At 62.8% G+C, this 16,231-nt stretch carries 20 protein-coding genes; 14 read left to right on the top strand and 6 right to left on the bottom strand.

Annotated elements, in window-relative coordinates; all coding sequences use genetic code 11:
- The first annotated feature begins 86 nt into the window (after positions 1 to 86).
- The 14 genes from rpsP to FQP90_RS09305 all read left to right on the top strand — a co-directional run bounded on the left by rpsP (position 87) and on the right by FQP90_RS09305 (position 10,710).
- Complete coding sequence (gene rpsP / locus FQP90_RS09370; RefSeq protein ID WP_018776208.1) at positions 87 to 509, top strand: 30S ribosomal protein S16; 423 nt, start codon at positions 87 to 89, stop codon at positions 507 to 509.
- A 1-nt stretch (position 510) separates the two neighbouring features.
- A complete protein-coding gene (locus tag FQP90_RS09365) occupies positions 511 to 753 on the top strand; it encodes an RNA-binding protein (RefSeq protein ID WP_011775119.1) in 243 nt (80 codons plus the stop codon).
- 129 nt (positions 754 to 882) lie between these two features.
- Entirely contained in the window at positions 883 to 1,437 is a 555-nt protein-coding gene (rimM, locus tag FQP90_RS09360) for a ribosome maturation factor RimM (RefSeq protein WP_144649546.1), read from the top strand.
- Positions 1,438 to 2,235 carry a tRNA (guanosine(37)-N1)-methyltransferase TrmD gene (gene trmD, locus FQP90_RS09355; protein ID WP_144649545.1) on the top strand — a complete coding sequence of 266 codons (798 nt, stop codon included), beginning with the start codon at positions 1,438 to 1,440 and terminating at the stop codon, positions 2,233 to 2,235. It begins immediately after the preceding gene.
- Between the two features lie 264 nt (positions 2,236 to 2,499).
- Entirely contained in the window at positions 2,500 to 2,853 is a 354-nt protein-coding gene (gene rplS / locus FQP90_RS09350; RefSeq protein ID WP_144649543.1) for a 50S ribosomal protein L19, read from the top strand.
- Positions 2,854 to 2,933: 80 nt separating this feature from the next.
- Entirely contained in the window at positions 2,934 to 3,611 is a 678-nt protein-coding gene (lepB, locus tag FQP90_RS09345) for a signal peptidase I (protein WP_144649541.1), read from the top strand.
- Complete coding sequence (gene lepB, locus FQP90_RS09340; protein ID WP_144649539.1) at positions 3,612 to 4,469, top strand: signal peptidase I; 858 nt, start codon at positions 3,612 to 3,614, stop codon at positions 4,467 to 4,469. It abuts the gene before it with no gap.
- The gene (locus tag FQP90_RS09335) at positions 4,469 to 5,206 is read left to right on the top strand and encodes a ribonuclease HII (RefSeq protein ID WP_144649537.1); all 738 of its coding nucleotides are present in this window, start codon (positions 4,469 to 4,471) and stop codon (positions 5,204 to 5,206) included. Before lepB (FQP90_RS09340) ends, FQP90_RS09335 begins: the two co-directional genes overlap by 1 nt.
- Before the next feature lie 102 nt (positions 5,207 to 5,308).
- Positions 5,309 to 5,644 (top strand): DUF2469 domain-containing protein, encoded by a 336-nt coding sequence (locus tag FQP90_RS09330; protein WP_144649535.1) that lies wholly within the window; start codon positions 5,309 to 5,311, stop codon positions 5,642 to 5,644.
- 110 nt (positions 5,645 to 5,754) lie between these two features.
- Positions 5,755 to 6,120, top strand: coding sequence for a YraN family protein (locus tag FQP90_RS09325; protein WP_208759978.1), 366 nt, complete (start codon positions 5,755 to 5,757; stop codon positions 6,118 to 6,120).
- Complete coding sequence (locus FQP90_RS09320; RefSeq protein WP_144649531.1) at positions 6,121 to 7,659, top strand: YifB family Mg chelatase-like AAA ATPase; 1,539 nt, start codon at positions 6,121 to 6,123, stop codon at positions 7,657 to 7,659. It abuts the gene before it with no gap.
- 182 nt (positions 7,660 to 7,841) lie between these two features.
- The gene (gene dprA / locus FQP90_RS09315; RefSeq protein WP_244296673.1) at positions 7,842 to 8,981 is read left to right on the top strand and encodes a DNA-processing protein DprA; all 1,140 of its coding nucleotides are present in this window, start codon (positions 7,842 to 7,844) and stop codon (positions 8,979 to 8,981) included.
- Between the two features lie 65 nt (positions 8,982 to 9,046).
- Positions 9,047 to 9,973: a tyrosine recombinase XerC gene (locus FQP90_RS09310; protein WP_144649527.1), complete on the top strand. Its 927-nt coding sequence runs from the start codon at positions 9,047 to 9,049 to the stop codon at positions 9,971 to 9,973.
- A gap of 233 nt (positions 9,974 to 10,206) precedes the next feature.
- On the top strand, positions 10,207 to 10,710 hold the full coding sequence (locus FQP90_RS09305) for a DUF3145 domain-containing protein (protein WP_026005636.1): 504 nt from the start codon (positions 10,207 to 10,209) through the stop codon (positions 10,708 to 10,710).
- 97 nt (positions 10,711 to 10,807) lie between these two features.
- Here the strand turns inward: FQP90_RS09305 and FQP90_RS09300 are convergent, their stop codons facing one another.
- The 6 genes from FQP90_RS09300 to FQP90_RS09275 form a co-directional block, all read right to left on the bottom strand.
- Positions 10,808 to 12,043, bottom strand: coding sequence for a beta-ketoacyl-[acyl-carrier-protein] synthase family protein (locus FQP90_RS09300; RefSeq protein WP_144649525.1), 1,236 nt, complete (start codon positions 12,041 to 12,043; stop codon positions 10,808 to 10,810).
- Positions 12,044 to 12,173: 130 nt separating this feature from the next.
- Positions 12,174 to 12,419 carry an acyl carrier protein gene (locus FQP90_RS09295; protein ID WP_011692310.1) on the bottom strand — a complete coding sequence of 82 codons (246 nt, stop codon included), beginning with the start codon at positions 12,417 to 12,419 and terminating at the stop codon, positions 12,174 to 12,176.
- A 116-nt stretch (positions 12,420 to 12,535) separates the two neighbouring features.
- The gene (locus FQP90_RS09290) at positions 12,536 to 13,597 is read right to left on the bottom strand and encodes a beta-ketoacyl-ACP synthase III (RefSeq protein WP_144649523.1); all 1,062 of its coding nucleotides are present in this window, start codon (positions 13,595 to 13,597) and stop codon (positions 12,536 to 12,538) included.
- A complete protein-coding gene (locus tag FQP90_RS09285) occupies positions 13,594 to 14,523 on the bottom strand; it encodes an ACP S-malonyltransferase (protein ID WP_208759977.1) in 930 nt (309 codons plus the stop codon). The genes FQP90_RS09290 and FQP90_RS09285 overlap by 4 nt, the downstream gene beginning before the upstream one ends.
- An 88-nt stretch (positions 14,524 to 14,611) precedes the next feature.
- Positions 14,612 to 15,856, bottom strand: a complete 1,245-nt coding sequence (locus tag FQP90_RS09280; RefSeq protein WP_144649519.1) for a PucR family transcriptional regulator — start codon at positions 15,854 to 15,856, stop codon at positions 14,612 to 14,614.
- Positions 15,857 to 16,039: 183 nt separating this feature from the next.
- Positions 16,040 to 16,231: hypothetical protein (locus tag FQP90_RS09275; RefSeq protein ID WP_144649517.1), on the bottom strand; the 192-nt coding region annotated here is incomplete at its 5' end.

Below are 16,231 nucleotides of genomic sequence, written 5' to 3'. Positions count from 1 at the left end.
GTCCTTCGAACCGTCAAGTATGGCCCGCCCCACGGGTGCAGAACGTCGGGTTCAACCTCGTTTCAGAAACAGGAGTGACCACAAAAGTGGCCGTAAAGATTCGCCTTAAGCGCTTCGGTAAGATGCGCGCACCGTACTACCGCATCGTCGTCATGGATGCCCGCGCCAAGCGCGATGGCCGTGCCATTGAAGAAATCGGCAAGTACCACCCCACCGAAGAGCCGTCGTACATCGAGGTCGCTTCCGAGCGCGCTCAGTACTGGCTTTCCGTTGGTGCCCAGCCCACCGAACAGGTTGCTGCGATCCTCAAGATCACCGGTGACTGGCAGAAGTTCAAGGGCCTCCCGGGCCAGGAAGGCACCCTGAAGACCAAAGCTCCGAAGGAAGCTTTCGTAGCTCCGGAGAAGGGTTCCGTCATCATCCCGGAAGCCATCACCAAGAAGGCCAAGAAGGACGACGCTGCTGAGGCTCCGGCCGAGGCTGAAGCAGAGACCACCGAGGCTGAGTAAGTTGCTGGCAGAAGCGCTCGAGCACTTGGTCCGTGGGATCGTTGACAGCCCTGAGGATGTCAAGGTCAGTGCCAAGAACAACCGCCGCGGGGAATCCCTTGAGGTGCGCGTTCACCAGGAGGACCTCGGACGGGTGATCGGCCGTCAAGGACGCACTGCACGTGCTTTGCGCACTGTGGTTGCAGCTTTGGCTGGTGGCGAGCAGGTCAGGGTCGACGTCGTCGACACCGACCGTCGCCGGTAACGCGCTCAGCACTACTTGTCTTAGATCCGGCCCCTTCACCGAATATGGTGGAGGGGCCGGATTGCTTTATCCACCAAATCATCACCGTGGCTGCCCGGCGGCGCGGTCCACAAGAATTCAGAGGAATCCATGCAGCTCCAGGTGGCCCGGATCGGCAAGCCCCACGGCATTCGCGGCGAGGTAACGGTGCAGGTGCTTACCGACGCACCGTCCGAGCGGTTCGTCGCCGGAACCGAGTTCGTTGTGGAGCCGGCTTCTGCCGGACCGCTGACCATCCGCAGTGCCCGGTGGAACAAGGACATCCTCCTGTTGGGTTTCGAGGAAATTGCCGACCGCAACGCAGCCGAGGTCATCCGTGGCGCCAAGCTCTTTATTGAAACCGAAGAACTCGACGACGAAGACGACGACGAAGGTTGGTACGAGCACGAGCTGGTCGGCTTGGAAGTTCGGGTCGGTTCGCAGGTTGTCGGCAAGGTTGCCGCCCTCACCACGCTGCCCGTCCAGGATCTGTTGACGGTCACAACAGAGGACGGCAAAGAAATCCTCATTCCCTTCGTCGATGAGATCGTGCCCGAGGTCAACGTTGAGGCAGGGTACATCCTGGTCACTCCGCCTGATGGCCTCTTCGAGATTAATGACGGTGCCTCGGAGGAGCCTCAGGACGGCGCCGGGGTTGATGCCTGAATGAGGATCGATGTCGTCAGCATTTTCCCGGAGTACCTTGCTCCGCTGGAGCTGTCCCTCATAGGCAAGGCCCGGCAGGACGGGTTGTTGGAACTCAATGTCCACGATCTCCGCACCTTCACCACCGACAAGCATCGGACAGTGGACGACACCCCTTATGGTGGCGGTGCAGGAATGGTCATGAAACCCGAACCATGGGCGCAGGCCCTTGAGTCGGTTGCGAAGCCAAGCGAGGGTGCAAAGCCTGTATTGATTGTTCCGTCGCCTGCGGGGGAGCGGTTCAATCAAGCCCTGGCCTACGAGCTCGCCGAGGAAGAGCAGTTGGTCTTTGCCTGCGGACGCTACGAGGGTATTGACGAACGCGTGATCGAGTGGGCGCAGGAGCATTTCACTGTTCGGCCCATGAGCCTGGGTGACTACGTGCTCAACGGTGGCGAAGTGGCTGTGCTGGCCATGGTCGAGGCCATCGGGCGCCTGCTGCCCGGGGTCGTAGGCAACCCCGAATCCCTGGTTGAGGAGTCCCACTCCGATGGCCTGTTGGAGTACCCGGTGTACACCAAGCCGTCCGCGTGGCGAGACTACGACGTCCCTGCTGTCCTGCTCAGTGGCAACCACGGCAAGATCGCACAATGGCGGCGCCACGAGCAGTTTCGACGCACTTCGGAGCGCCGGCCGGACCTCCTGGCGGAGTTCGACGCCGGTTCCCTGAGTCGGGCTGACCGCAACGCCCTGGCGGATCTCGGCTATGACGTGGTGGATGGTCGACTGCAGGCCAGGCACGGCGACGCCGCCAGCTAGCGCCGCCCGCCGTCGTCGGGAGTTCTGGTCCCGCCAGTTGGCCGGATGGTCGCGCTTGTGGCAGAATTAACCCTCGTGTCTACTGGGCTGACACCTGCCACAGGGGGAGATCAGCCAACAGTCGGGCAACCCGGTGGCGCCAATCAGTGGCGAAACCGGACACCAAGAAAACTTCGGCGGAAATTTCCGGCTGGCCTTCGCGCCGCGGGCTTGTCCGTCGTAACCCAAAGTGAATGACCTGTGGCGTTCACCAGGAGTGGATTAATGCATATCCTCGATAGCGTAGATGCAGCCTCGCTGCGTAACGATGTTCCGGAGTTCCGCGCGGGCGATACCCTCAAGGTTCACGTCAACATCATCGAAGGCAAGAACTCCCGTGTCCAGGTCTTCCAGGGCTTCGTCCTTGGCCGCCAGGGTGACGGCGTTCGCGAAACCTTCACCGTACGCAAGGTTTCCTTCGGTGTCGGCGTAGAGCGTACCTTCCCGGTACACTCCCCGATCATCGAGAAGATCGAGGTCGTCACCAAGGGTGACGTCCGCCGCGCCAAGCTTTACTACATGCGCGCACTGCGCGGTAAGGCTGCGAAGATCAAGGAAAAGCGCGACTTCGCCAAGTAAGTCCTCCGACTTACGTAACGGGTCCAGGATTCGTGCCCGGTTGTTCCGGAGCAATCCGCAACGCAACAGGGATACGAATCATGGAAACATCAGAACGCCGGCCCCGGAAACAGGGCTGGCGTTTTGTTTTGCTCGCACTGGTCCTCGCCATCGCGATCAGCGGGCTTGTGCGGTCGCTGTGGCTTGATGTGTATTACATTCCCTCGGAGTCCATGGAACCGCTCCTGGGAGCGGGGGACAGGATCCTGGTCTCGCGCACGGCCTACAGTTCCGAACCGATCCGTCGGGGCGATGTGGTGGTTTTCGATGGCCGCGGTTCCTTCGCCCCGCTGAGCAGCGGCAAGGGCCCATTCGTCGACGCCGTATCGGCCGCCAGCCAATGGTTTGGACTGACGGGGAGCGACACGACATACGTGAAGCGGGTCATTGGGGTCGCGGGGGATCGCGTCCAATGCTGCGACGCCAACGGCCTTCTCACAGTCAACGGTCAGCCGCTTGAGGAACCCTATGTGTTCCAAGGGGACGAACCCAGCAAGCAGAAATTCGATGTCGTGGTGCCTGAGGGCCGCCTTTGGCTGATGGGCGATCACCGCTCACGTTCAGCAGATTCGCGTGGACTGCTGGGAGCGCCGGGCGGCGGCATGGTTCCCACGGAACGCGTTATCGGGCGGCCGGTCCAAATCATCTGGCCCCTTGATAGATTTGCAGAGATGCCTCGCTCGACGCAGGCCGAGACACCCTTGAAGAACGGACAGTAAATGCCGGACAAAGCTCCTGAGAATCCCGAGCGGTACGACGACGACGCCCGGCTCTCGGACGGAACGGCCGGCGTTGCTGGTGTGGCTGAGTCCAACCCGGCGGACACTGGCGTGTCCCGCGAAGGCAATGGCGGTCAGCGTGATTCCGAGGGAGGCGCTCACGCTGCGGAAAAACCACGTAAGAATCCCGTGCTGGTGTGGGTCAAGGAGATTGTCACTGTGGTGGCTATCGCGTTGGTGTTGTCCTTCCTACTTAAGACTTTCTTGTTCAGGGCGTTCTACATACCTTCTGAGTCCATGGAAAGCACATTGGACGTCAATGACCGAATTTTTATCAACCTCCTGGTCCCTGAACCCTTCGCGCTGCAGCATGGCGATGTGGTGGTCTTCAAAGACTCCCAAGGCTGGCTGCCTGCCGTGGAGAAAAAGCCTGCCGGTCCGATGGACTGGGTAGGGGATGCACTCGAATTCGTAGGCTTGGCCGCAGATGACAATGAGCAGCACCTCGTCAAGCGCGTCATTGGGCTCCCCGGTGATCGGGTTTCCTGCTGTGATGCGGAGGGTCGCATCAGTATCAACGGCGTGCCCGTGGACGAAACCTACATCAACCCGGCCGAAATACCCCAGCCGAACCCCTTCGACATCGTGGTTCCCGACGGCAAGGTCTGGGTCATGGGGGACAACCGCAACCACTCTGCGGACTCCCGGGCCCACCAGGAAGCCAACGGAGGCTTCATCAACATGGCTGACATCGAAGGAAAGGCCACTGTCATCGCCTGGCCTGTGAGCCGGTGGACCATCCTCGACAACTACCAGGATGTTTTCCGTAACGTCCCTGAAGGCACCCCGGCGAAGTAATGGCTACGACGACCACCCGGAAGAAGACCCTGCCCGCCGCAAAGGCCAAGGCCCCGGTGAAATTCCCTACCCTTGATGTCGAACGATCTTTCCTGTCGTCCGGCGTGCGATTGCTGGCCGGCGTGGACGAGGTTGGGCGGGGAGCTCTGGCGGGCCCGGTCAGCGTTGGCATTGCCGTGGTGAACCTCCAGGACCACGGTCTGTTGGCTGATGTGCGGGACAGCAAGCTGCTCAAACCCGAGGACCGCGACAGACTGGAACCGCTCGTACGTGACTGGGCAGTTGCCTCCGCAGTGGGGCACGCGTCCTCGCGGGAAATTGATGAGGTTGGCATCATTGCGGCATTGCGCCTGGCAGGTACTCGCGCTTGGTTTGACGTCCTGGCGTCCGGCGTTTGCCCCGACATGGTGCTGCTGGACGGTAGCCACAACTGGCTTTCCCCGGAAGTTCAGGCCTCGCTTTTCGACACCTCCGACTCTGGTCCTTGGTGCGAAGCTCCTGTCCACACCAGGGTAAAGGCAGACATGAGCTGCCTCAGCGTTGCGGCGGCCAGTGTTCTGGCCAAAGTAGCGCGGGACCGCATCATGGTGGACCTGCATTCCGAACTACCCGCTTATGGCTGGAACGAGAATAAGGGCTACGCCACCGCCGCGCACAGGGATGTGATCCGCCTGCAGGGTCCCAGTGCTTATCACCGGACCAGTTGGCACCTCACCGGACCCGAGCTGCTGGAGTGATCGGGGCCGGGCAGCGACCGCTGCACTACGGCGTTTGATGCGCTACGGCGTTTGCTGCACGGGGTGGCGCTGGCTGCCCGGCAGATAGTGCAAGATGGAAGTATGAGCGCCGAGGACCTTGAGAACTATGAAACCGACATGGAGCTGCAGCTCTACCGCGAGTACAGGGACGTAGTCGGTCTGTTCAGCTACGTTGTTGAAACGGAGCGACGGTTCTACTTGGCCAACCATGTTGATCTTCAGGCCCGCAGTGCGGACGGGGAAGTCTACTTTGACCTGACCCTGCAGGATGCCTGGGTCTGGGACGTCTATCGCTCGGCCCGCTTCGTGAAGAACGTCCGGGTGATCACGTTCAAGGACGTCAACGTCGAAGAACTGCCCCGGAGTGAGGACCTCGCCTTGCCCAAGGACGGCGGCCTGGGGGATCTCGGCAACTAGCCTGTTCGCGGGCGACTTTTCCTCCACAACCCTAATTCTTGAGGGTTTACGCACATAGCTATTTGACGCCCTGCCGCCAACCGCTACCAGCCTGAAAGCTGGTATCGGAGGTGATGGTCATGAGAGCAAAAGACCTGCTGGGCCGTAACGGCGAGGCGTTGGCGGCCGATTTCCTGGAGAACCAGGGAATGCGGATCGTAGACCGCAATTGGCGGTGCGCCGACGGTGAAATAGACATCGTGGCGTTGGAAGGCGACACCCTTGTAGTGGCGGAAGTGAAGACCCGTCGGAGCCTTGACTACGGGCATCCATTTGAAGCGGTAGGTGCGGCCAAGCTGGCCCGCCTCCACCGGCTGGCTTCGTCGTGGTGCCGCGCGCACCAGCTCAACGCGCCACGACGACGCGTCGACGTCGTATCGGTGATAGACAGCGGTGTGGGGCATCCGCAGCTGGAGCACTTGCGGGGTGTTGTCTAGGTGGGCGTTGGTCGCAGTTACTGCGTCGCCCTGGTTGGCCTGAACGGCTACATCGTGGAGGTGGAGGCCGATATCGGCCAGACCCTCCCCAATTTCGTCATTCTGGGGTTACCGGACGCGGCCCTCAACGAGGCCAAGGAGCGTATCCGGTCTGCCGCCCAGAACTCGGGCATACCCCTCAGCCGTCGGAAAATCACGGCCAACCTGATCCCGGCCTCCCTCCCTAAGCGGGGTTCCGGCTTCGACCTTGCCATCACCATGGCTGTGCTTCGTGCAGCGGACGACATCCAATCCATTGGTGGGACTGTCTTCATCGCCGAGCTTGGCCTGGACGGAAGGCTGAGGCCCGTCCGGGGCATCTTGCCGGCGGTGATGGCTTCCGTACAGGCCGGCTATCCGGACATCGTGGTGGCTGAGGCGAATGCCGCTGAGGCCGCGTTGGTTCCCGGAGCAAACGTTCGTGGCTATAAGACACTTGCCCGGCTTGCCTTCGACTTCGGGGCAGATCCCAAGGACCTGGCACTGGACTACGATCCCCCCGGTGAGGACGTACCGGATGAGGCCGATACAGCTACCCTTGCGCCGGATCTTTGCGACGTTTCGGGACAGGGAGAGGCCCGCCGGGCTTTGGAAGTGGCCGCCGCCGGCGGACACCATATGCTGCTCACCGGTCCGCCTGGGGCTGGAAAAACCATGCTGGCGGAGCGGTTGCCGGGGCTTCTCCCCGATCTTGCGGATACGGCCGCCATGGAGGTTACGGCGATCCACTCCCTGGCAGCTGTCCAGTCGTCCGCGGTGCGGTTGCTTCGCCGGCCGCCCTTCGAAAATCCCCATCACAGTGCCACGGCCGCAGCCATCATCGGTGGTGGTTCCGGGCTCCCCAGGCCTGGGGCCGCCTCGCGGGCACATAGAGGCGTCTTGTTTTTGGACGAAGCTCCTGAGTATGAACGCCGCGTGCTGGATGCCCTCCGTCAGCCCCTGGAGAGCGGCGAACTGGTGATCCACCGCTCGGCCGGAACGGCGGCCTATCCCGCACGATTCCAACTCATACTGGCAGCCAACCCCTGTCCCTGCGGTAAGGCTGCGGGTAAGGGCACGGAATGTACCTGCACGGCCATGATGCGGCGAAGGTACTTCGGACGAATATCCGGACCGCTTTTGGACCGGGTAGATATTCAACTTCACGTGGAACGGGTGTCCTTGGCCGACTTCGGCAACTCAGGCAGGGAAGAGGACACCGCCACGGTGGCCGGACGGGTGCTTGCGGCCCGGCTGCGGCAGTTCCAGCGCTTGCGGACCTTCGGGCTCGAAACCAATTCGCAGGTCCCCGGGCGGACGCTGCGGGGCCAACTTCGTTTGCCTCCCGGAACTACCCGGATTCTGGATACGGCGCTCGAACGGGGGACCCTCACTGCCCGTGGATATGACCGTGTCCTGCGGCTGGCGTGGACCCTTGCCGACCTGGGACGCAGCGACAGCCCGGACATCGACCATATCGGGCAAGCACTCGGGCTCCGCCAGGCGGCGGCCGCAACATGAGTCACAGCAGCGGGGAATATGCAGCAACGGGCAGAAAACACGGCAACGGGCAGAAAACACGGCAACGGGCAGAAAACACGGCAACGGGAAGAAAACACAGCACAGTGAAGGGAAGTTCAGGAGTGGCCGTAGTGGGCAGGCAGGACAGGGAACGGATTGCACGGGCTGCCCTGGCGCGCCTCATGGAACCCCAGGACTCAGTAGGTCTGGCCTTGGTGCGTGCTGTCGGGGCAGTCGACGCCCTGGGTGTGGCCACCGGAGAAGTAGCCACGGGGCTTGACCTGGAACGGGAGATCTCCGCCCTGCTCGTCGAGGGCGGTGGGCCGGCTGCGTGGGCCGGGCTTTCGGCCAGCCTGAGACGATGGGCGCCCCGCGTCCCGGACCTTGCGCCGGAGCGTGACTTGGAGACCATGCGCCGGCTGGGCGGCAGGTTGATCATCCCGGGGGATACCTCGTGGCCGGAGCAACTGGAGGATCTGGGCCTCCAGGAGCCCCTGTGCTTGTGGTGGCGCGGACACGAACAGCCGCTGCCGAGCGCGCGGCAAGCCGTTGCCCTGGTGGGATCGAGGGACAGTACAAGTTACGGAGGGTCTGTGACCGGGGACTTCGCCTATGGCTTGGCCCAACGAGGTTACACGGTGGTCTCCGGTGGAGCCTATGGCATTGACGCCCATGCGCACCGCGGAGCACTCAATGGCGGTGTAGCCAGCGTGCCCACCATCGCGGTCATGGCAGGGGGCGTAGACCGCTTCTACCCCTCCGGCAACGAAGACCTCCTCCGAGCGGTGTCCACCCAAGGGGCGGTCATTTCCGAGGTACCCCCGGGGTCAGCACCAACCCGCTACAGGTTCCTGCAGAGGAATCGGATCATCGCAGCGCTGGCATCCGTCACCGTGGTGGTGGAAGCCCGATGGCGTTCGGGTGCCCTCAACACCGCCCACCACGCCGAGACCATAGGCAGGGCAGTGGCTACTGTCCCTGGCTCCATCCACAGTGCCAACTCCGCAGGCTGCCACCGGCTGCTCAGGGATGGGGGAGCCGTCTGCGTCACCGACGTTGGCGAGATCGTGGAGTTGGCAGGCGCTATCGGCGTAACGGGCAGCGTGGACAAGGCAGCGGGCTCCGCACCACACGACGACCTTTCCATGGAGGACCTCATACTTCTGGACGCCTTACCGCTCCGGTCAACCAGTTCCGTAGAGAAATTGTCGGTGGTGGCAGGACTGAGCCCGGAGTCCGTACGGGCGGGGTTGGGACGCCTCGGATTGTTGGGGCTGGCGTGTTCGGAAAGGGGTGGCTGGAAGCGGGCCAAGGGCGGGTAGCCCCCGCACAAGAACACGCATGTTGCTGCACTCCCTTGCTCGCTGTTGCTGGCACAGTTGGAAGCGTGGACGGACAATCACTACCAACATCCCTGCAAGCTGCAGTCGAAGGCTTTCGACGCTATCTGGAGGGTGAACGCGCGAGGTCGGCACACACCTTACGCGCCTATCTGGCAGATGTTGAGAGCCTCCTCGGTTTTGCCGTCCAGGAGGGGATCAGTGAACTCGGGCAATTGGAATTGGGATCCCTCCGACGCTGGCTTGGCGCGCAAAGTGAGGCTGGAATGGCGAGGGCTACTTTAGCGCGCCGCGCGGCAACCGCCAGGGCATTTACGGGATGGGCCCTGCGCGAGGAGCTCATCACCACGGATCCCGCGATTCGCCTGCAGGCACCTAAGCGGGACAAGTCCCTGCCCGGTGTCCTGCAACAGCAGCAGGTCACGCGAATGGTGGACGACCTGAACACGGCGGCCGGCGACGGAGGCCCCCTGGCTGTCCGCAATCGGGCGATGGTTGAACTGCTCTACGCCACGGGAGTCCGAGTCGGCGAACTGGCCGGCCTGGATATCGACGATCTTGATCCCGACCGAAGGACGCTACGGGTCGTGGGCAAGGGAAACAAAGAACGCACTGTGCCGTATGGTGTTCCGGCGGCACTTGCAGTAGATGATTGGCTGAGGCGGGGAAGGCCGGCGCTGGCGACCCCCACCAGTGGACCGGCCTTGTTCCTCGGCGTTCGGGGCAAGCGCGTGGATCCCCGGCAGATCCGCGCGGTGGTGAACGAACTCCTGCAAGCGCTGGGCGACACGTCGGCGACAGGTCCCCACGCGCTTAGGCACAGCGCTGCAACGCACTTGCTGGATGGGGGAGCCGACCTGCGCGCCGTCCAGGAGATCCTGGGCCACAGCAGCCTGGCGACCACTCAGATCTACACCCATGTCTCAGTGGATCGGCTCCGCAGGAGCTATCAGCAGGCTCACCCGCGGGCGTGAACATGACCTCCCACGAGCTGCACTGGCGGAAACAGGCAGCGTACGGCAAAATGAAAGCACCACGGGGAAACCTTCAATGAACGGTCGAGGGTTACTTCTGTGCCAATATCGTCAGTAGTACTTCATACAAGTAAATAGCCTGTCAGGGCCCACATGGATTTCATGGCATCCGGCAGCAACACATCCAGGCAGAGGTCGTTGGGGAAGACGTACCTACAGCTATGGAGGATGGAATGTCTGTTGCAACAACCCGCGGTGTCCTGTTCGTGCACTCGGCCCCGACGGCACTTTGCCCGCACGTTGAGTGGGCCATCGGGTCGGTCGTTGACAAGAGGACCGATCTTGAGTGGACCCCTCAGCCAGCTGCGCCTGGAATGTTCCGCGCCGAGTTGTCCTGGACCGGGACGCCCGGTACAGGGGCTCAGTTGGCGTCGGCACTGCGGGGCTGGGCGCACCTGCGCTATGAGGTCACCGAGGAACCGAGCCAAGGCGTAGATGGAGCGCGTTGGTCGCACACGCCGGAGCTTGGGATCTTCCATGCCGTCACGGATGTGCACGGCAACATCATGGTGACCGAAGACCGAATCCGCTATGCATACGAGTCCGGTGCCGGGGACCCTTCAGCCGTCTACCACGAACTGTCATTGGCCCTGGGTGAAGCCTGGGACGAAGAGCTGGAGCCGTTCCGCCACGCGGCTGAAGGCGCACCCGTGCGTTGGCTGCATCAGGTCGGCTAGCAGTCTCGGGCAAGCAACACCCCATAGCTACGAAGAGGGCCCCACCAATTGGTGGGGCCCTCTTCATGTCACCTGGAGGCGAGTCGTCGAGTCCGACTTAGACGTTCCGGACGGCGATCACGGCGTTGTGTCCGCCAAAGCCGAACGAGTTGCTCAATGCGACGATATCGCCGGCGGGCAAGTCCCGGACCGACGTCACGACGTCGAGGGGGATCTCGGGATCCTGGTTCTCGAGGTTGATGGTGACCGGTGCCTTGCGCTCGTAGACGGCCAGGACCGTCAGCACGGCTTCAACGGCGCCTGAAGCGCCCAGGAGGTGTCCCATCTGGGACTTGGTGGCGGAGACCGCCACGTTGTCCACATGGGTGCCCAGGGCGGCACGCAGGGCCGTGTATTCAGGCTTGTCGCCAACGGGAGTGGACGTGGCGTGGGCGTTGACATGCACAACGTCCTCGGCCTGGATGCGGCCGTCGAACATTGCGGCCTTGAGGGCTCGGGTTGCCCCCAGGCCTTCGGGGTCCGGTGCCGTGATGTGGTAGGCATCCGCGGTCACCGACGTTCCTGCGAGTTCGGCGTAGATGCGTGCGCCACGTGCGATTGCGTGTTCCTCGGCCTCAAGGACCAGGGCGCCGGCACCTTCGCCCATGACAAAACCGTCACGGTCGATGTCGTACGGGCGGGAGGCACGTTCCGGGTCGTCGTTGCGGCGGGAGAGCGCCTGCATCGAGGAGAACGCGGCCAAGGGCATGGGGTGGATGGCTGCTTCGGCGCCGCCGCATACCACTACGTCCGCCTTGCCGGACCGGATCAGGTCCAATCCAAGGTGGAGGGCTTCGGTGCCTGATGCGCAGGCAGAAACCGGAGTATGTGCTCCGGCGCGGGCACCAAGGTCAAGACTGACCGCGGCAGCAACACCATTGGGCATCAGCATGGGAACGGTCATGGGAAGGACTCGGCGGGGGCCCTTGTCCCGGAGGGTGTCCCAGGCATCCAGGAGCGTCCAGACGCCGCCGATGCCGGTGGCGAAAGCTACAGCCAAACGGTCGTGGTCGATCTCTTCAATCCCGGCGTCGGACCAAGCTTCACGGGCCGCGATGACGCCAAACTGCGTGGACGGGTCCATGCGCTTGGCCTCAACCCGGCTCAGTACTTCAAGGGCCGGCGTAGAGCACCTGGCAGCAAAGTGAACGGGGAGGTCGTACTTGGCCACCCACTCATCTTCGAGCGTGCGGGCGCCGGAGAACCCTTTCAGCGCGTTCTGCCACATTGTGGGTACGTCGCCGCCGATGGGAGTGGTGGCCCCCAGACCGGTTATGACTACTTTGCGTGCCATGCGATCACTCTCTGTCGGATAAGCCATCCCCTGCAGGTTGCACAGGAGGAGGCACTAAAAACTTTGGGCTTACTGCGGCTGTGCCGGGCACAGGGACAAGGGTCCCGGCCCGGCACAGCTGGTGTCAGGACTAGGCCTGTGCGTTGGCGATGAAGCTGACGGCGTCGCCGACGGTCTTGAGGTTCTTGACCTCTTCGTCGGGGATGCGAACGCCGAACTTCTCTTCAGCGTTGACAACGATGGTCATCATGGAGATGGAGTCGATGTCCAGGTCCTCGGTGAAGGACTTGTCCAGCTCTACGGCTTCAGTGGCGAGGCCGGTCTCTTCGTTGACGATTTCAGCCAGGCCGGCCAGGATTTCTTCGTTGCTAGCCATTGTTGGCTCCTTTTCTTGTTGTACCGGCTGCTGCCGGAAAGGGGGCAAACCGCGGATACGGTTTGGGTTTGTAAGTCGTATTCAGTTGGCTGGAGGCCACCGGGGCCAGTCCAGGTCTACGGCAGAACCACGACCTGGGCGCCAAAGACCAATCCGGCGCCGAAGCCGATCTGCAGGGCAAGGCCGCCGCTCAACTCAGGGTTTTCCTGAAGCAAACGGTGGGTTGCAAGCGGGATGGAGGCCGCAGACGTGTTCCCGGCTTCAGCGATATCGCGGCCGATCACAACGGACTCCGGAAGCTTCAGCTTCTTCACCATTTCGTCGATGATGCGCATGTTCGCCTGGTGGGGAACGAACGCAGCGAGATCCGAGGCTTCGATGCCGGCGGCATCCAAGGCCTGCTGGGCTACCTTTGCCATTTCCCACACGGCCCAACGGAAGACGGTCTGGCCGTCCTGGCGCAGGGTCGGCCACACATCCTGTGTTGCGGAAAGGATGGCGGGATCGTCAATTTCGTCGGAGTGCCTGGCGGATTCGCCAAGCTTCTTGACGTCTTCGAGCGAGTGGGTCATGCCGATGGCATCCCATTTGCTGCCATCGGATCCCCAGACGGAAGGACCGATGCCAGGGGTCTCGGAGGGGCCCACCACAACGGCGCCGGCGCCGTCACCGAGGAGGAAGGAAATTGTGCGTTCATGGTTGTCGATGACATCCGAGAGCTTCTCTGCACCGACCACGAGGACGTACTCTGCCGCGCCGGACCGGACCAAGGCATCAGCCTGGGCCACGCCGTAGCAGTACCCCGCACAGGCGGCCGAGATGTCGAAGGCGGGTGCCGGCGTCGCGCCCAAACGATCGGTGAGCGCAGCGGCAGCCGAAGGCGTCGCGTAGGGGTGCGTCACGGTGGAGACGATGACCGCTCCCAGCTGCGACGGTTCGATCCCCGCTTGCTGGAGGGCTTCACGTGCGGCGCCTTCGGCCATGTCGATGACGCTGACGTCGGCGGCGGCCCGGTGACGGGTAATGATGCCGGTCCGCTGGCGGATCCATTCGTCAGAGGAGTCGATCCACTGGCAGACGTCGTCGTTGGTGACGATGACGTCCGGGCGGTAGGCGCCGATTCCCAGAATGCGGGCATTCTCGTTGACAGCGGCCTTCTTGAGTACGGGGGTGCTCATGCCTGTCCCTCCAATTCAGCGAAAAGTGCCAGAGCCGCGGACAGGTCATCCGGGGTCTTGACGGCCACGGTCTTCACGCCCGGCATGCCACGCTTGGCCAGGCCGGCGAGCGTCCCCGCAGGGGCGAGCTCGATAACACCGGTCACGCCGCGTTCAACGAGCGTCTCCATGCACTGATCCCAGCGAACAGGCCGGGACACCTGGGCGATCAGGCTTTCGACGGCGGCAGGTCCTGCCGTGACTTCCTGGCCGTCGTAGTTCGACAACAGCGGAACGGTTGGGCTCTGCGGAGACAGCGAGGGCTTGAGGGACTCAAGCGCGCTGACGGCCGGAGCCATGTGGGAAGTGTGGAACGCGCCTGCAACCTTGAGCGGAATGACGCGCGCTTTCGCCGGCGGGTTCTCTGCCAGGGCCTTGAGCTGTTCGAACGTGCCCGCAGCGACAGTCTGGCCTGCGCCGTTGACGTTGGCCGGTGTGGCGCCAGAAGCTTCAATGGCTGCCAGGACCTCGGCGGGGTCGCCTCCCACTACTGCGCTCATGCCGGTGGGGGTCACCGCAGCTGCTGCCGCCATGCTGTTGGCCCTCTCGCGGACGAAGGTCATGGCCTCGGACTCTGTGAGGACTCCAGCCAGCGCTGAGGCCGTGATCTCGCCAACAGAGTGTCCGGCAAGGATGACGGGGAGCGTGTTGAGTTCGACGTCGAACAAGGACTTTGCGGCCACCAGGCCGGCAGCGACAATCAGTGGCTGCGCTACCGCAGTGTCCTTGATGGTCTCTTCGTCCGAGGTGGTGCCGTGGGCCTTGAGGTCAATGCCTGCGATCTCGCTCAGGGAGGCCAGCTGGCCTTCGACGGAGGGGAGTTCCAGCCAAGGGGCCAAAAATCCAGGGGTCTGGGAGCCCTGTCCAGGGCAGACGATTGCAAGCACGTATCCAGCTTTCCAAATTGCCACGTGATCCACTGGTGTTTTGGTACACCAAGCTCACTGGGTCAGTTTGTAGGAAGTCTACAACGGTTCAGTTCTGTGAACGTGACGCGTGACGTTCGGGAGAGGCTTTCGGTTGTGCCGAAAGCCGGCCCACCACCAACGCCGTTTGCAGGACGAACGCCTCTCTCGGGAGGAGCGGATCCCAGCCAGTCACGTCGCAGACACGCTTCAAACGGTAGCGCACGGTGTTGGCATGGACGAACAGCTCCCGGGCCGTGGCCTCCAATGAATGCCCCAGTTCAAGGTAGGTCCCGAGGGTTTCCACCAGGCCATTTGAGGCCGCCAACAGTGGTCGGTAGATGTTCTTGATCAATGACCGGCGTGCGGCGTCATCTCCGGAAACTACGCGTTCGGGGAGCAGGTCGTCGGCGGCTACGGGGCGCGGCGCTGAAGGCCACGCTCGGGCAGCTGTGAGGCCTGCAAAGGCAGCTTGGGCGGAGCTGCTGGCCTCCAACAACGAACCCGCCTCCGGACCATAAACCACGGCCCCCGGGGCGAATAGTTCACTGAGCTTCAGGTAGGCGGTGTCACGATCTTGGAGTCCACCAAGAATCAGGATGAGCCGGTCACCTTGGATTCCCACCAGCGCGTCTTCGGCGAAACGCCCAGCGGTCCGGCGCAGTTCGCTGACGTAGCTCGCACTGGGTTCCGACGGCGAATTGCCCACCATGACTGTGAACCGCTCCTGTGCCTTCCAGCCGAGGGCGGCGATCCTGGACCTCAAGGCGTCAGTATTTTCACCACGCAGGATGGCGTCCACGATCAGCGCTTCGAGTCGGGTGTCCCACGATCCGCGGGACTCGGCCGCCCGGGCGTAGACATCGGCTGCTGCGAAGGCCACTTCGCGCGAGTAGCGCAGGACGGCCTCGCGCAATGATGGCTGATCCGATTCCGGAGCAATCACGGGAACCTGGTCCTCGACGACTTCCACCACGATACGGATCAATTGCAGGGCTTTCTGCAGGCTGATGGAGCGGGTCAGTTCCGTCGGGGCGTTCCCAAAGACGTCGGTGAGGATCCACGACGGTGAACTAGGACGCTCGTACCACGTCACAAACGCGGCGATACCGTTCTGGGCCACCAAGCCCAACGCCGAGCGCTCATCGGAACTCAAACGGCTGTACCAAGGCAGTGACTTTTCCAGCTTGCGCATGGTGCTGGTGGACAATTGCCCCACATTGGCGCGGAGCTGCCGCAGAGTCTCGGCCTTTTCCGGCGACAATGCCTGGGTTGCTGCCTTGCGCTTGGTAGGTGTTTTGGTGGGCTCTGCCATGGAACGAGCATACGGCCCATCCCGGGCAAGCTCCATTTGTGAGAAGGCTACAACTGACGTTGTTGCCGGTCACGTGCCTTGGGAGCCTCTTCCGGCCTGATTAAAGCCCGACGGCGGCCCCCACCTTTCGGTGAAAGCCGCCGTTGCGGATACTGCTGTTCCGTGGGACTTGCCCGTGGGGTGTTAGGCGTCGCCGCCTGCTCCGCCGGTGGTGCCGGCATTCACATCAAGGAGCCGGTACTTTTCGATGGCCTTCTCCAGGGCGCCTTCTTCAACTTCTCCCTTGGCGGCGAGGAGTTGGAGGGTTTTGGCGACGATGGAGTGGGTGTCGTTTTTGAAGTAGCGGCGGGCGGCTTGGCGGGTGTCGGAGAAGCC

Origin of the sequence: Paenarthrobacter nitroguajacolicus, from assembly GCF_007786235.1 — a bacterium.
Taxonomy (GTDB): Bacteria; Actinomycetota; Actinomycetes; order Actinomycetales; family Micrococcaceae; genus Arthrobacter; species Arthrobacter nitroguajacolicus_A.
The sequence above is the reverse complement of the archived record's forward strand: the minus strand, read 5'-3'. Positions and strand labels throughout refer to the sequence as shown.

Bases quoted from the DNA above. Each gene is read 5' to 3' on its own strand.
- FQP90_RS09280 (WP_144649519.1), bottom strand. From the start codon at position 15,856: ATGGCAGAGCCCACCAAAACACCTACCAAGCGCAAGGCAGCAACCCAG.
- FQP90_RS09335 (WP_144649537.1), top strand. From the start codon at position 4,469: ATGGCTACGACGACCACCCGGAAGAAGACCCTGCCCGCCGCAAAGGCC.
- FQP90_RS09295 (WP_011692310.1), bottom strand. From the start codon at position 12,419: ATGGCTAGCAACGAAGAAATCCTGGCCGGCCTGGCTGAAATCGTCAAC.
- FQP90_RS09300 (WP_144649525.1), bottom strand. From the start codon at position 12,043: ATGGCACGCAAAGTAGTCATAACCGGTCTGGGGGCCACCACTCCCATC.
- lepB (WP_144649539.1), top strand. From the start codon at position 3,612: ATGCCGGACAAAGCTCCTGAGAATCCCGAGCGGTACGACGACGACGCC.
- lepB (WP_144649541.1), top strand. From the start codon at position 2,934: ATGGAAACATCAGAACGCCGGCCCCGGAAACAGGGCTGGCGTTTTGTT.
- rplS (WP_144649543.1), top strand. From the start codon at position 2,500: ATGCATATCCTCGATAGCGTAGATGCAGCCTCGCTGCGTAACGATGTT.
- dprA (WP_244296673.1), top strand. From the start codon at position 7,842: ATGGAACCCCAGGACTCAGTAGGTCTGGCCTTGGTGCGTGCTGTCGGG.
- trmD (WP_144649545.1), top strand. From the start codon at position 1,438: ATGAGGATCGATGTCGTCAGCATTTTCCCGGAGTACCTTGCTCCGCTG.
- rimM (WP_144649546.1), top strand. From the start codon at position 883: ATGCAGCTCCAGGTGGCCCGGATCGGCAAGCCCCACGGCATTCGCGGC.
- FQP90_RS09330 (WP_144649535.1), top strand. From the start codon at position 5,309: ATGAGCGCCGAGGACCTTGAGAACTATGAAACCGACATGGAGCTGCAG.
- FQP90_RS09290 (WP_144649523.1), bottom strand. From the start codon at position 13,597: ATGAGCACCCCCGTACTCAAGAAGGCCGCTGTCAACGAGAATGCCCGC.
- FQP90_RS09305 (WP_026005636.1), top strand. From the start codon at position 10,207: ATGTCTGTTGCAACAACCCGCGGTGTCCTGTTCGTGCACTCGGCCCCG.